The sequence below is a fragment of the Brevibacterium atlanticum genome, assembly GCF_011617245.1.
Lineage (GTDB): Bacteria > Actinomycetota > Actinomycetes > Actinomycetales > Brevibacteriaceae > Brevibacterium > Brevibacterium atlanticum.
Genome location: NZ_CP050152.1, coordinates 165,693 through 179,186 on the forward strand (window position 1 = coordinate 165,693; position 13,494 = coordinate 179,186).

Consider the following 13,494-nt stretch of genomic DNA (forward strand, 5'->3'; position numbering starts at 1 on the left):
TTCACACCACTGAACAGGAAGATTTGGACATGCAGGATTACATCTTCACCCTCGAATGCGACGAACGCCCGGGCATCCTCCACTCGGTGACCGGGGCCCTGCTCACCCACGGCGGTGACATCAAGGAACTCAAGCAGTTCGACGACCAATATGCGCAACGGCTTTTCCTGCGCATCGACTTCAGCGTCTCCGAGGAGCCGGGCAACGGCATCGAGGCGCTGCGGTCTGATTTCGAATCGATCGGCGAGGAGTTCGGTGCGACCTGGCAGCTGTGGCCGCAGGGGGAGAAGCGCCGCGTGCTCGTTATGGTCTCGAAGTTCGAGCACTGCCTCAACGATCTGCTCTTCCGCGCTCAGATCGGTGAGCTGCCGATCGAGATCGCGGCCGTGGTGTCGAACCACCCCGATCATCGCGAGCTCGTCGAGTGGCATCACATTCCGTTCTTCCGGATCCCGGTGACGAAGGAGACGAAGCCCGAGGCGGAAGCGAAGCTGCTCGAACTCGTCGACCGGTTCGAGATCGACCTCGTCGTTCTCGCCCGCTATATGCAGGTCCTCTCCGACGACCTCGCTCGCGAACTCACCGGTCGGGCGATCAACATCCACCACTCGTTCCTGCCCTCGTTCAAGGGTGCCAAGCCCTATCACCAGGCGTGGGAGCGCGGAGTGAAGACCGTGGGGGCGACCGCCCACTTCGTCAACAGCGAACTCGACGAGGGCCCGATCATCGCCCAGCAGCTCGTCGAGGTCGACCACTCCTTCGGCCCGCAGGACCTTGTCGCCGCTGGCCGCGACGCCGAGTGCAAGGCACTGTCGAACGCCGTCAAATGGCACTGCGACGGCCGCGTGTTCCTCTCGGGCAAGAGGACCGTCGTGCTGCGCTGAACGTGGAGAACCCGGTACGCGCCGGGGCGGCCCGGTGGTGCTGAAGAAATCGACGAAACAGCACAGGTTACTCCGAAAAGCTCACCGAAGAACGTGAGTAGTTCGGGGTAATCTGTTGCGTTTGGTGCGGGTTCGGGCGTCTATCGTGCCGGCGGACCGGCTCATGGCCTTCACCGTGGCCAATGGTTATGGTCCGCCGGCACCTGGGTTCACCGCGAGTGGTTGATCTGGACGTGCTTGGTCCGGGTGAAATCATTGAGGGCGTAGATCGAGAGATCGCGCCCATAGCCTGAGCCCTTGAATCCTCCCCGCGGGACCTCGGAGGCCAGGGCCAGGTGGGAGTTCACCCACACTGTGCCGAAGTCCAGGTGGCGAGGGGCATCGAGGCTGCGCGCAGCGTCCTTCGTCCACACCGAGGCGGCCAAACCGTAGGGGACCTCGTTCGCCCGAGCGAGCGCCTCCTCCTCAGTCTCGAAGGTCTCGATCGTCACGACGGGCCCGAAGATCTCATGCTGCGATGCCTCGGATCCTGGGGCCACATCGGCGAGCACGGTGGGGGCGACGAAGAATCCCGGATCGTCGACCGCAGAACCGCCGACGACAGGTCGCGCACCGTCGGCGATTGCGCGGTCGAGGAAGCTCGTCACCCGCTCGAAGTGCGCCTCGGAGATCATCGGTCCGAGCTCGACATCGTCCCCGCCCCGGGGGTCACCGAGGACGTAGCTGCTCACCTGCTCGGCGAGCAGTCGGGTGAATTCCTCGGCCACCGAGGAGTGGACGAGCACGCGGGTGCCGGCACCGCACTCCTGGCCGGAGTTCCAGAAACCGGCCTCGCGCACGCCTTCGGCTGCCGCCTGCAGGTCGGCGTCGTCGAAGACGATGACCGGCGCCTTGCCGCCGAGTTCGAGGTGCACGCGCTTGAGGCTCTCACCAGCGCTCGTTGCGACAGCCTGCCCGCTGGGGACGCTGCCGGTCAGGGCGACGAGGTCGATATCGGGGTGGTCCGACAGACGCGCGCCGACGCTCGGCCCGAGCCCGGTGACGAGGTTGAGCACGCCGGCCGGGAGGAGATCGGCGATGAGTTCGACGAATTTCAGTGTCGACAGCGGCGTCTGTTCCGAGGGTTTGAGCACGAGGGTGTTCCCCGCGGCCAGAATCGGTCCGATCTTCCACGCGGCCATGAGCAGCGGATAGTTCCACGGCACGACGACGCCCACGACCCCGACAGGTTCGCGCAGGATCACCGAGGTGTGCCCTTCGACGTAGTCGCCCGAACCCATCTCGGTGAAGGCGCGACCGGCTCCAGCGGCGAAGCGGAAGACGTCGGCGGACATCGAGATGTCGTCCTCGGACACGACCCGTGGCTTCCCGGTATTGAGCGATTCGAGGCGGATGAGCAGATCGGCGTTCTCTTCGACCCGATCGGCGATAGCGAAGAGGATGTCCGCACGTTGCTTCGGTGTCGTCGCCCGCCACGCTGTCAAGGCCCGGCGGGCCGCAACCACGGCGGAATCGACATCCCCGGCGGTGCCTTCGGCCACCTCGGCGATGGCGGTGCCGTCGGCGGGATTGACGATCGTTGTCGTGGTCACTGACGCTGAGTCCTCACCTGCGCCGCCGACGAACGAACCATCGATGAAGTGGGTGAGCGGCGGGAACTCGTCGGCGGTGACGAGCGGGCTCGTCGATTCGCCGCGGACTATGGTGGGTTCGGTGGTGACGGTCATGGGGCCTCCGCTTCGTCGGTTCGGCTGTCGGGAGCTGCCGAATTCCATCGACAGGATGTGATCACATTATCTGCTCAAGTGACCGCGGCGCAATGGGTGAGTGTGAAGAGAGGGCTGCCTCGGCGAGGTTAGACTGTCGAGCATGACTGAGACCGCAGGTGAACCCGGTGTGCGCATCGGGGATCAGGTGTTCGAAGCGATGCAGGCGAAGATCCTCAGCGGTGAGTATCCCAGCGGTCATCGCCTGCGTATCCGCCAGCTCGCCGCCGAGCTCGGCACGTCCGTGATGCCGGTGCGCGAATCGATCGCTCGGCTCGAGGAGGTCGGACTCGTCGAGACCAGCCCGCATCGCGGCGGGGTCGTCAAGGCGTTCACCGCCGAGGAGCTCCTGCAGATCTACGCCGTGCGCCTGCTGCTCGAAGCCGAGGCGACGGTCAATGGTGTGGCCGGTCTGGATGCGGACGGGCGAGCGCGGCTCGATGAGGAGTTCGCCGCGATGGAGTCGGCACTTGCGGACGGCGACGCCTCGACCTACCTCGACCACGACGAGGAGCTGCTGGCGACGATCTACTCGGCCGGCGGCAATCCCGTCCTCGTCGACACGATCCGAATGCTGTGGCTGCGGTGCAGGGCCTACAAGCTCGTCGGCGCTCGCCGCGCACTCGAATCCGGCGACCTGTCGCCGCTCCTCGAGCATCAGCGCCGCCTCATGGAGGCGGTCGACGCCGGCGACGCCGACGCGGCCCGCACGGCCGCCGAACAGTCGCTGTCGGACGCGATCGAGCGCATCCGCAGCGTGCTCGACCAGCAGAGCTGAGTTGCTGCCCGCGGCAGGGCTGAGCCGGCGGGATTGCTGGAAGTCCTTGACGGCGAACCGTGCCTGAACTGAGGACGAGGCGATCCGAAAGGACCGGGCTCAGTGTGCGTGCACCGGAAGCACCACCTCGCAGTCGGGGATCTGTCCGTCGGTGGGCGGAGAATAGAATTCCCGCGGCGGACCCGACCGGGTGAGCCCGAGCTGTTTCGCTCGAGTCTCAACGGCGTCGAACGCTCCGAGGATCCGGGGGAACTGCACGTCTGCGCGGCGTACGGGAGTGAATAGCTGGGTCTGGGCGGATTCGACGCGATGTGCCCGATCCGAGTGGCGAATGGGCACGCAGACTTCGATAGGGCCGTCGGATTCCCAGCCGACCTGGCCGTGGTAGATGACGAAGAGTGGGCCGGCGATTCCGCCGCGATCACTCGCGAGCGCGATGAGTCGGTCGGCGCATGTATGGATGACCTCGGGGAGTTCCTTGGCTGAGGTGTGGCGAGTCGAGCTCAGTACCGGCAGCCTCGGTGATCTGCGGCTCTTCACGTCGTACCCCGGGACCGGTGGCTGCTCATCACCGTCGAGAGACCCGCGGTCGACGGCGTGTTCGAGGAATCGTGCCAGTGTCTGTCGTCTGTCGTGCTCGACCGATGCTGCCTCGCGATGACGTGCGATCATCTCCGCCTGGTCGTGGGCAGGCAAGGCGAGCAGGTCGCCGATGTCGACGAGCGACATATCGATTCGCCGGAGCATCGAGATCAGCCGGGCCACAGTGACCTGGTCCCTGCTGTACCTGCGGTACCCGGTGCCCGGGTCCACGGAGTTCGGCGACAGTAGTCCGTTGCGGTCATAGATCCGCAGAGCCTTCGGCGACAGCCAGGTGGCGGTGGAGAATTCGCCGATCGTCAGGTGACCGGTCATCCGTGCCTCCTGCTCAGCTCGACGGTGTGCCCCCTCCTCTTGGCGAGTATAGGCCAGCGGCCGTCGTCGGAGATTGCCGAGCGTCTCCCCTCTCATACTGTCTTGAACAGCAGCTCGGTCACCCATTTCGATGGATCGGGCTCCTCACTCGGGTCAGTGAGGAAGTGCTCGGCGTGGCCGGTCCACGGCCTTCCGTCTGCGTCAACAGGGGTGCTCAGAACTCGTCCTTCGGTCTCGGCCCACGCACGGATCTTCGCCTGAGCGGCGGGAATTCCGTCTGGCGAACCGATATGGCGGCCGACGACGTAGACCCCGGCGGGCAGGTGGCCCAACTGCAGTCCGGTGGAGGGGGTGACCGCCTCGGCGAGGGGAACGCCGACGGTGAGATCGACGGGTTCGCTCGGGTCCCCGACGAATCGATAGACATAGAGTGGCCCGCCCGCGGGGGCGGTCTCATGCTCCGCGAGCCACTGATAGATCCGAGGGATCGCGTCATTGGGGCCATCTGGAGCGCCGAATTCGGTGAATCGAGCGGTGAACGGGACCCCGATATAGGGGATCTCTGGGCGCTGCTGGACGGAGATGTTGAGTGTCATGGTGATGCTCCTTAGGGTGTCGTCCTGTTGATCACGAGTCGCGGACCCGCTGGTTCCCACTGAAGTGCCTGCCCCTGGGGCAAGGTCAAGGAAACGGTCGACATCGACGGGATAATCTCTTGCCGAATAATGTGATCACATTTTAGGGTGTGGGCAGGAGTCGGTGCGATGGAGCATCGGCGCTTACGAGAGAGGGGGTGTTCCCCATGAAGGATGCGGTCATCGTCGGAGGCGGACTCGCTGGACTGTCCGCAGCATGGCGGCTGCGGAACTGGGATATCACGGTGTTGGAGTCGAACCACAGAGTCGGAGGGCGAATCCGGTCGGAGAATCGCGGTCGCTACTTCCTCAACTGGGGCGGACATATGTTCGCGGGAGGCAAGTCCTCGACCAACGAACTCATCACCGAGACCGAGACGCGCACGAGCGAGATCCCCGGATCTCTGCCGGCGGTCTCGATGAACGGCAAGCTGCTCATCGACGGGCCCGTTCAGTCGTATCCCTTCCGGATCCCGATGTCGCTGAAGGATCGGGCATCGATGATCAAAGCCGGCGTCAAGGTCTCGGCCGACGTCCTCCGTTATGCCAACGCGGTGCGTCTGCGCCCGAACGAGAGCTCGGAGATGCGCCAGCAGCGCATCTACGACTTCGAGAACGACCGCTCGTTCGCCGACTACATCGGGGAACTCTCCGAAGATGCCGAGGCGATGTTCCGACCGACGATCACTCGTTCGGCAGCCGACCCCGACGAGCTCGCCGCCGGTGCCGGAATCGGCTACTTCAGTCTCGTGTGGAACATCGGGCAGGGCCTCAACCGCAGCATCGGCGGTGGTCCGTCGAATCTCGTCGAGTCGATCGCTGCGCCGCTGCAGGAGAACATCCAGCTGGATGCGAAGGTCTACGAGATCGTTCACAAGAAGGACCATGTCGTCGTCCGCTACCGGCAGGACGACATCGACCATGAGATCGAGGCGCTGTCCGTCGTGCTCGCGACTCCCGCGACGGTCGCCCACCGGGTTGCGGTCGACCTGCAGGAGGACAAGCGCGAGGCACTGTCGAAGATCGTCTACGGCCCGTACGTGTCCGCGGCGTTCCTCACCAACGAGACCGAACCCCAACCCTGGGACCGGGCGTATGGGATCGCGACCCCGAAACGATCATTCAACGTCGTGATGAACCAGGGCAACATCGTCCGCGGCACGGAGAGCGAACGCCAACCCGGGGGCAGCATCATGACCTTCTCCCCGGCGAGCCTGGCCCGCAAGCTGCTCGACCTCGACGATGCGGACATCCTCGACACCTACATCTCCGATCTCGACGAGGTGCTGCCGGGCTTCGCCGGCATGGTCGAAGAGGCCCATGTCCAACGCTGGCGTACGGGAGCACCGTACTGCTTCCCCGGGCGTGGAAAGCTGCAGCCCACCCTCAATTCGCTCTCGGGAAGAGTCTTCCTCGCCGGCGACTACATGGGCACCCTGTACACCGAGACCGTGATCAGCTCCGGCTTCACCGCCGCGCAGGAGGCCGCGAACATCCTCGTCACCGCTCGTCAGACCCGCAGGCACCATCCGGTCCAGCACCCGAACGAGGACGAACCGCCGCGGCACGATGCGGCCTCCGCCTCGGCGCGGGAGACGACGGCCGAAACCACTCCGCAGGCGATCACGACCTCGCCTGCCGCAACCACCACTGTTTCTGCAACCACTTCGGAGGCATCATGACCACCCAGCTGCGCGGCGTCCTCACCGCCTTGACCACCCCCTTCGACGCCGAGGAGAACATCGACTTCGACGCTCTCGGCCGTGTCGTCGACCGTTCGATCGACGGCGGAGTCGACGGACTCGTCGTCGGCGGATCGACCGCCGAATTCGCCACGATGACCACCGAAGAACGCGAGAAGATGGTCGGCTTCGTCATCGGTCGCGCCGCCGGCCGCGTCCCCGTCGTCGCCCAGACCGGGGCGACGACCACCCGCGAGGCCATCCGCCAGTCCCAGGCCGCGCAGGCCGGCGGCGCCGACGTGCTCATGATCGTCACCCCCTACTACGAGCCGCTCACCCAGGCCGAGACTCTCGACTACATCCGCGCGGTCGCCGCCGCCGTCGACATCGACGTCATGCTCTACAACATCCCCGGCGCCACCGGGGTCAACCTCGACCCGGACACGGTGCGCACCCTCGCCGAGGAGATCCCCAACGTCCGCTACATCAAGGATTCCAGCGCGGACTGGGAACAGGGGCTCAAGCTCATCCACCACCACAGCGACGTCATCGGCACCTTCATCGGCTGGGATTCCTACATCTACTCCGGCCTCGTCGAAGGTGCCGCCGGGATGGTTGCCGGTGCGGCGAACGTCGTGCCCGCCGAGATCGTGTCCGTGTCTGCGAAGATCGAGGCCGGTGATCTGGCCGGGGCGCGCGAGGAGTGGAAGAGGCTCTACCCGGTCATCGACGCGATGATCTCTGAGCCCTTCATCCAGTCCGTCAAGGCCGGCCTCGATCTTCAGGGCGAACCGGTCGGGTCACCTCGGCGTCCGATGGCCGACACCGACCCCGATGCCCGGGAGCGGATCAAGCTCGCGCTGGTCGGGCTGCGCGGCTGAAGGCGGATCAGCGGCGGTGGGCAAGGGCGGCGTGGACCTCGGCCGGGATCTCGATGACATCACAGCTGCGCTTGCGGCCGAAGTCGATGCCGAAGTCACGGTGCAATCGGTCGAGGTGGTCGGCGACGCGGTCGACATAACCCGGGTCGAAGGCCTCCGGCGAGATCGCGATGGCCGTGAGCCCGATGCCAGGACTCTCGCTGCCCTCGGCGTGGCTGGGTGCGTCGAGAGAGAATCGTCCGCCGCCGAGGCTCGCGAGGAATTCGACCATGAGCGCGATATTGCTGCCTTTGACCCCGCCGAAGGGCAGGAGCGCACCGGCGAGTGCCTCATGCGCATCGGTGGTCGGACTGCCGTCCGGGCCGAGCGCCTGACCTGCGGGAATATCCGCACCGTGGGTCGCAGCATCGCGGATGTTCACCCAGGCGGTCTCGCTGCTCGCCTGGTCGAAGAAGCGCGGTCCCTCGGGGTGTGGCACGGCGAAGGCCAGCGGGTTGGTTCCTGTCACGGGAGCCTCGGCGCCGTAGACCGACATGAGCGCGGGTGAGTTCGAGGTGACGAGCGCGACGAGTCCGCGCTGGGCGATGCGGTCGGCATAGTGGCCGAGTTCGCCCGCGGTGTAGGAGTTCGTGATGCTCAGCATTGCCACGCCGAGGCGGTCGGCGGCGCCGATGAACGGCTCGAAACCCGTGTCGAAGGCCAGTTGAGCGGTGCCGCTGTCGGCATCGACATGCTGAGCGGCTGGAAGCCGAGACGTCAGCGCCGGACCCGCAGATCCGTTGATCCGTCCTGCGTCGAGAGCGTCGAGATAGTCGACGAGGTGCGCCGTGCCCACCTGTGTCTTGCCGCGCCGGTCAGCGGCCACCGCCGAGGCGGCCAAGGACTGGGCCAACTCCGACGATCCGCCGGCCGCGAGCACCGCGGATTCGCAGAGCTCGTTCAGTTCATCGGGGGTCATTGTGACGGTGCGGGACTCAGGCGGCGCGGCATCTGCAGGGTCGGACATGACCCTCACGTTACCGGGTGAGGCACGTCCTCACAGTGGCCTCTCGGCTCAGAGGTCGCCGGACTCCGGGGTCGGGTCGGACTGGGACGACAGCGCCTCGGCGATGGCCTTCGCCTCACGGCGGAGCAGGGCGACGAGACGTTCGACCCGGGACCCGGTGACCCGGTCGGCGATCGAGGCGATCGACAGGGCCGCACGGGGACGGGAGCCGCGGATGCGCAGCGGCACCGCCACGGCCCACGACCCTTTCGCGAAGAGCCCGGGATTGTGGACGAAGCCGTCGATGCGAGCCTGGTCGATGATGTCGCGCAGCGATTCGACGGAGACCTTCGGGTACCGTTCGGTCAGGATCTCGGCGTTGGCCTCGAACTGGGCGTCCACCTCGGCGGGGGAGAGTTCGGAGAGGATCGCTAAGGATCCCGCACCGATGCCCAGCGGGTGTCGGTCGCCCACGGACAGAGCGTTGTTGAAGATCTCTCCGAAACCCTCCTCACGGCGGGCGCAGATCGAATAGCTGCCCGTGCGCAGAGTGAGGAACACGGTGTCCTGACTCAGCTCCGCCAGGCGCAGCAGACTCGATTCCGACTCCGTGACCAGGGGATCCACCGATTTCTGCGCCAGTTGCCCGAGGATCTGCGACTGCACGCCGAGGCGGTACCCGCCCTCCTCGAGGCGTTCGACGTAGCCCATCGCAATGAGCGCCTGCAGCATCCGGTGGACGCTGGCCTTCGGCCGGCCGCTGATCGAGGCGAGCTCGGAGAGGCTCGCGCCTTCGCGGCGTTCGCCGGCGATGAGGCCGACGAGGTTGAGCAGGGTCAGCGCGCGTTGGATGCTCTGAGCGCCGGTGCCCGGTTCGAGGCTGTCGACGGCGTGGGCGACGTTGAACGAGGCGGAACGGCGCAGGATCCGACCGCGCATCTTGATGCGGTGCTCTTCGCGGAGTTCCTCATTCGGGTCGGCGCCGTTGTGCATATCCCCATTATGGACCGTGGCGCATGTGGGGCACACGGGCGCATACTGGAAGCCCCGCTCAGTGAGGAGCTGCCATGTCCGCGACCTACACCTTCGATGTCTTCTCCAGCCTCGACGGCTACGCCTCGATCATCCCCGATGTGCTCGACCCTTGGGTCTCGGCCATGCGCCAGAGTCTGACCACAGTCGTTTCGACGACTCTGCATGAACCCCTCGATTGGCCCGACGCCACCATCGCCCGCGGCGACGCCGTCGACGTGGTGGCGGCGATGAAAGAAGAATCGGACATTCCGATCCGCTCTCACGGCTCGCTGTCGCTCAACCGCGCCCTCATGGCCGCCGGACTCGTCGACCGCCTGCAGATCACCATTTTCCCTGTCATCACAGGTCAGACCGGTGCTCAGCCGATCTTCGCCGGTGCTGCGGACTTCGACCTCGAACTGCTCGAATCGACGCTGCTCGACGGCGATATTCAGGAACTCGTCTACCGCCCGCGTCTGCACGGGCAGGGCGACTGACCCTCTCCCCTTCCCGTTCGACTCTCCCCGGCGATCCGAAACACGCCTCGTCGGCAGCCGCCCTCCTCAGACTCGTTTGTGGTCGGCTCACAAACGAGTCCGGTGAAGTCTGGGTCGACTCACGAAGCGCCCCTGCTGTGTTCTGCACCACACTCGAAGAGCACAGAAGCAATGACGCAACAGTGAGGACATTATGTACGACTACATCGTTGTAGGAGCAGGATCGGCCGGATGCGTGCTCGCGGCACGACTGAGCGAAGATCCCGACGTCAACGTCGCGCTCATCGAGGCCGGAGCCGCCGACACCGCCGATGAGATCCACATCCCCGCCGCCTTCAGCTCCCTGTTCAAGAGCCAGTGGGACTGGGACCTCGACACCGAACCCGAGCCCGAACTCCACCGCCGCCGTGCGTACCTTCCCCGCGGCAAGATGCTCGGCGGTTCGAGCTCGATGAACGCGATGATCTACATTCGCGGCAATCGCGCCGACTACGACCAGTGGGCGGCCGACGGCGCCACCGGCTGGTCCTACGACGAGGTGCTTCCCTATTTCCGCAAGGCCGAATCCAACGAACGCGGCGGGGACGACTTCCACGGAGCCGACGGCCCGCTGACCGTCTCCGAGAGCCGGTCGATGAACCCGCTGTGCGATGCCTGGGTCGACGGTGCCGTCGAAGCCGGCTACCCCCACAACGAGGACTTCAACGCCGGTGAGCAGCTCGGCGTCGGGCGCTTCCAGACCACCCAGCGCGGCGGCATGCGCTGCTCGACTGCCGTCGCCTACCTGCGCCCGGTGGCGGAGCGGACAAACCTCACGATCATCACCGACGCCCACGCGAGGAAGGTCGTCTTCGACGGACAGCGCGCCGTCGGCGTCGAGATCGAACGCGATGGCGAAGTCGAGGAGATCCGCGCCGACCGCGAGGTCGTCCTCTCGGCCGGTGCCTACGGCTCCGCCCACCTGCTGCTGCTCTCCGGCGTCGGACCGGCCGCCCAGCTCGACGCCTTCGGCATCGAGAAAGTCGCCGATCTGCCGGTCGGCGAACGGATGCAGGACCACTACATGGTCATGCTCAACTACACGACCGAACTCGAAACGCTCATGACCGCCGCCACCCCGGCCAATGCCGAACTCCTGCAGAAGGAAGGGCGCGGCCCCCTGACCTCGAACATCGGTGAGGCCGGCGGCTTCTTCGAAACCCGCGAAGGGCTCACCGGACCCGATGTGCAGTTCCACTCCACCCCCTGCCTCTTCGCCGAGGAGGGACTGGGCGCCCAGACGGTCCAGGGACTGGCCGCCGGACCCTGCGTGCTCAAACCCACGAGCACCGGAACGCTCACCCTGCGCTCACCCGACCCGCACGTCGCTCCGCGGATCCTCCACAACTACCTCGGAACCGAAGAGGACAAGCAGAGCATCCTCGCCGGACTGCGCATCGCTCTGAACATCGCGTCCCAGCCGGCGATGCAGAAGGTCATCTCCGGTGACCACATCGTCCCCGCAGGTGCGAGCGACGAGGAACTGCTCGAATTCGCTCGCCAGGTCGGGCAGACGCTCTACCACCCGACCTCGACCTGCTCGATCGGCCACGTCGTCGACCCTGAGCTCAAGGTCATCGGCGTCGAAGGACTGCGCGTCGCCGACGCCTCTGTGATGCCGACCGTCGTGCGCGGCAACACGAACGCACCGACGATCATGATCGGCGAGAAGGCCGCCGACCTCATCGCCGGCGCCCGCACCGCAGCCGGAGCCACCGCCGGCGACGCGAGTACGCCAGCAACCGCAACCGCCACCGCACAGAACCAGGAGGTCCCGGCATGACCGACGTCCCCACCTACCAGATGTTCATCGACGGCAAGTGGGTCGATGCCCCCGAAACCTACGCGATCACCTCACCGGCCACCGGCCAGACGGCTGCTCGGGTCGCCTTCGGCGGTGTCGAGCACGCCGATGCCGCTGTCGCCGCCGCCACCGCCGCTCATGCGGAGGGCACCTGGCGCAACATGAGTCCCGACGAGCGCGCCGACATCCTCGACCGGATCGCGGCCAGCATGGAGGCCAAGGCCGATCGACTGTCCGCCCTGGCGACCGCCGAGAACGGCGTGACCGCGCGCACCGCCGGTGCCTTCCACATCGGACTCGGCGTCGCGAACCTCCGCGTCTTCGCGGCCATGGCCCGCGGCTTCGCCCCCGAGCAGGACAATCCGCTGGCCCCGGAGTCGCCGGACTCCCGTGCGACCATCCGCCGCGAACCCATCGGCGTGTGTGCGGGCATCGTGCCCTTCAACTTCCCCCTGGTGCTCGCCGGATGGAAGCTCGGACCGGCACTGGCCGCAGGCAACACGTTCGTGCTCAAGGCTGACGAGAACACCCCGCTGACGCTGCTCGAACTCGCCCGTTCGGCCGAAGAGGCGGGGCTGCCGCCCGGTGTCCTCAACGTCATCACCGGCCCCGGTGAGACGGTCGGCGCCCGACTGGCCGAACACCCGGACGTGCGGAAGATCGGCTTCACCGGATCGACCGAGGTCGGCAAGTCCGTGCAGCGCGCCGCCGCCGACAACCTCAAGAAGGTCACCCTCGAACTCGGGGGCAAGGGACCGAACATCATCCTCGACGATGCTGATCTCGATGCCGCCATCGACGGTTCGATCTTCGCGTTCCTCATGTACTCCGGCCAGGTGTGCGAATCCGGCACCCGGCTGCTCGTGCCGAATTCGCGCAAGGACGAGATCCTCGACCGCCTCATCACCCGCCTGCAGGACGTGACGATCGGCGATCCGACCGATCCCGCCTCCGACATGGGCCCCGTCGCCTCGGCCGATCAGAAGGCCCGCGTCGAGCGTTATCTGGCGATCGCCGCCGAGGAGGGGGCGACCCTGACCTACCGCGGAGACCTGCCCGAGGGGGAGATGTTCGAGGCCGGTGCCTGGGTGCCGCCGATCGTGTTCACGGATGTCACCAACGACATGCGCATCGCCCGCGAGGAGGTGTTCGGACCCGTCCTCGTCGTCATCGGCTATGAGGACGAGGCCGAGGCGATCGCGATCGCCAATGACAGCCAATACGGTCTCTCGGCCGGCGTCTGGGGTTCCTCCGAGCGCGCTCGCGGCGTCGCGAACGAACTCGAGGCCGGCACGGTGTGGGTCAACGACTGGCACGCGGGCTTCCCGTTCAACCCGTTCGGCGGCTACAAGCAGTCCGGCATCGGCCGGGAGCTCGGCCCCGATGCCCTGGCCGATTACACCCAGGTCAAGTCCGTGCACGAGAGCCTGGACACCGATTGGGCCAAGCACGGCTACGCGCTCGTGCTGCCGGCTCCCGCGCAGGTGCCCGCCGGGGTCTGAGCGAAGCGACCGAGCTGAGCGAAGCGACCGGCCCCGACCGGCCGCAGCAGACCCAACCCCGCGCCGAGGTGGCGCTCCCGATTCGGGGAGGCCCCACCTCGGCGCGGGGTTC

Annotated in this window: 12 protein-coding genes; 7 read left to right on the top strand and 5 right to left on the bottom strand. The window is 66.5% G+C overall.

Annotated elements, in window-relative coordinates; all coding sequences use genetic code 11:
- Positions 1–29: 29 nt before the first annotated feature.
- Positions 30–884, top strand: a complete 855-nt coding sequence (gene purU / locus GUY23_RS00740; protein WP_166968809.1) for a formyltetrahydrofolate deformylase — start codon at positions 30–32, stop codon at positions 882–884.
- Between the two features lie 209 nt (positions 885–1,093).
- Here purU and GUY23_RS00745 read toward each other — a convergent pair whose 3' ends face one another.
- Positions 1,094–2,611, bottom strand: coding sequence for an aldehyde dehydrogenase family protein (locus GUY23_RS00745; protein ID WP_166968811.1), 1,518 nt, complete (start codon positions 2,609–2,611; stop codon positions 1,094–1,096).
- Positions 2,612–2,753: 142 nt separating this feature from the next.
- Between GUY23_RS00745 and GUY23_RS00750 the strand changes: the two genes are divergently transcribed.
- The gene (locus GUY23_RS00750) at positions 2,754–3,428 is read left to right on the top strand and encodes a GntR family transcriptional regulator (protein WP_166968813.1); all 675 of its coding nucleotides are present in this window, start codon (positions 2,754–2,756) and stop codon (positions 3,426–3,428) included.
- Positions 3,429–3,527: 99 nt separating this feature from the next.
- On the opposite strand, the gene GUY23_RS00755 is transcribed toward GUY23_RS00750, so the two are convergent.
- Positions 3,528–4,343, bottom strand: a complete 816-nt coding sequence (locus GUY23_RS00755; RefSeq protein WP_166968815.1) for a MerR family transcriptional regulator — start codon at positions 4,341–4,343, stop codon at positions 3,528–3,530.
- A gap of 92 nt (positions 4,344–4,435) precedes the next feature.
- On the bottom strand, positions 4,436–4,939 hold the full coding sequence (locus tag GUY23_RS00760; protein WP_166968817.1) for a GyrI-like domain-containing protein: 504 nt from the start codon (positions 4,937–4,939) through the stop codon (positions 4,436–4,438).
- A 206-nt stretch (positions 4,940–5,145) separates the two neighbouring features.
- Between GUY23_RS00760 and GUY23_RS00765 the strand changes: the two genes are divergently transcribed.
- Positions 5,146–6,660: a flavin monoamine oxidase family protein gene (locus GUY23_RS00765; RefSeq protein WP_166968819.1), complete on the top strand. Its 1,515-nt coding sequence runs from the start codon at positions 5,146–5,148 to the stop codon at positions 6,658–6,660.
- Positions 6,657–7,541, top strand: coding sequence for a dihydrodipicolinate synthase family protein (locus tag GUY23_RS00770; protein ID WP_166968821.1), 885 nt, complete (start codon positions 6,657–6,659; stop codon positions 7,539–7,541). Before GUY23_RS00765 ends, GUY23_RS00770 begins: the two co-directional genes overlap by 4 nt.
- Positions 7,542–7,548: 7 nt before the next feature.
- Here GUY23_RS00770 and GUY23_RS00775 read toward each other — a convergent pair whose 3' ends face one another.
- Both GUY23_RS00775 and GUY23_RS00780 read right to left on the bottom strand, forming a co-directional pair.
- Positions 7,549–8,547, bottom strand: coding sequence for an Ldh family oxidoreductase (locus GUY23_RS00775; protein ID WP_166968823.1), 999 nt, complete (start codon positions 8,545–8,547; stop codon positions 7,549–7,551).
- Positions 8,548–8,595: 48 nt separating this feature from the next.
- Positions 8,596–9,519, bottom strand: coding sequence for an IclR family transcriptional regulator (locus GUY23_RS00780; protein ID WP_166968825.1), 924 nt, complete (start codon positions 9,517–9,519; stop codon positions 8,596–8,598).
- 74 nt (positions 9,520–9,593) lie between these two features.
- On the opposite strand from GUY23_RS00780, the gene GUY23_RS00785 reads away from it, so the two are divergent.
- The 3 genes from GUY23_RS00785 (at position 9,594) to GUY23_RS00795 (ending at position 13,382) form a co-directional block, all read left to right on the top strand.
- Complete coding sequence (locus GUY23_RS00785) at positions 9,594–10,037, top strand: dihydrofolate reductase family protein (protein ID WP_166968827.1); 444 nt, start codon at positions 9,594–9,596, stop codon at positions 10,035–10,037.
- Between the two features lie 193 nt (positions 10,038–10,230).
- Positions 10,231–11,859: a GMC family oxidoreductase gene (locus tag GUY23_RS00790; RefSeq protein WP_166968829.1), complete on the top strand. Its 1,629-nt coding sequence runs from the start codon at positions 10,231–10,233 to the stop codon at positions 11,857–11,859.
- On the top strand, positions 11,856–13,382 hold the full coding sequence (locus GUY23_RS00795) for an aldehyde dehydrogenase family protein (protein WP_166968831.1): 1,527 nt from the start codon (positions 11,856–11,858) through the stop codon (positions 13,380–13,382). Before GUY23_RS00790 ends, GUY23_RS00795 begins: the two co-directional genes overlap by 4 nt.
- Positions 13,383–13,494: the final 112 nt, after the last annotated feature.

Coding starts and splice junctions, on each gene's coding strand:
- GUY23_RS00755 (WP_166968815.1), bottom strand. CDS start 4,343: ATGACCGGTCACCTGACGATCGGCGAATTCTCCACCGCCACCTGGCTG.
- GUY23_RS00780 (WP_166968825.1), bottom strand. CDS start 9,519: ATGCACAACGGCGCCGACCCGAATGAGGAACTCCGCGAAGAGCACCGC.
- GUY23_RS00790 (WP_166968829.1), top strand. CDS start 10,231: ATGTACGACTACATCGTTGTAGGAGCAGGATCGGCCGGATGCGTGCTC.
- GUY23_RS00765 (WP_166968819.1), top strand. CDS start 5,146: ATGAAGGATGCGGTCATCGTCGGAGGCGGACTCGCTGGACTGTCCGCA.
- GUY23_RS00775 (WP_166968823.1), bottom strand. CDS start 8,547: ATGTCCGACCCTGCAGATGCCGCGCCGCCTGAGTCCCGCACCGTCACA.
- GUY23_RS00795 (WP_166968831.1), top strand. CDS start 11,856: ATGACCGACGTCCCCACCTACCAGATGTTCATCGACGGCAAGTGGGTC.
- purU (WP_166968809.1), top strand. CDS start 30: ATGCAGGATTACATCTTCACCCTCGAATGCGACGAACGCCCGGGCATC.
- GUY23_RS00785 (WP_166968827.1), top strand. CDS start 9,594: ATGTCCGCGACCTACACCTTCGATGTCTTCTCCAGCCTCGACGGCTAC.
- GUY23_RS00750 (WP_166968813.1), top strand. CDS start 2,754: ATGACTGAGACCGCAGGTGAACCCGGTGTGCGCATCGGGGATCAGGTG.
- GUY23_RS00760 (WP_166968817.1), bottom strand. CDS start 4,939: ATGACACTCAACATCTCCGTCCAGCAGCGCCCAGAGATCCCCTATATC.
- GUY23_RS00745 (WP_166968811.1), bottom strand. CDS start 2,611: ATGACCGTCACCACCGAACCCACCATAGTCCGCGGCGAATCGACGAGC.
- GUY23_RS00770 (WP_166968821.1), top strand. CDS start 6,657: ATGACCACCCAGCTGCGCGGCGTCCTCACCGCCTTGACCACCCCCTTC.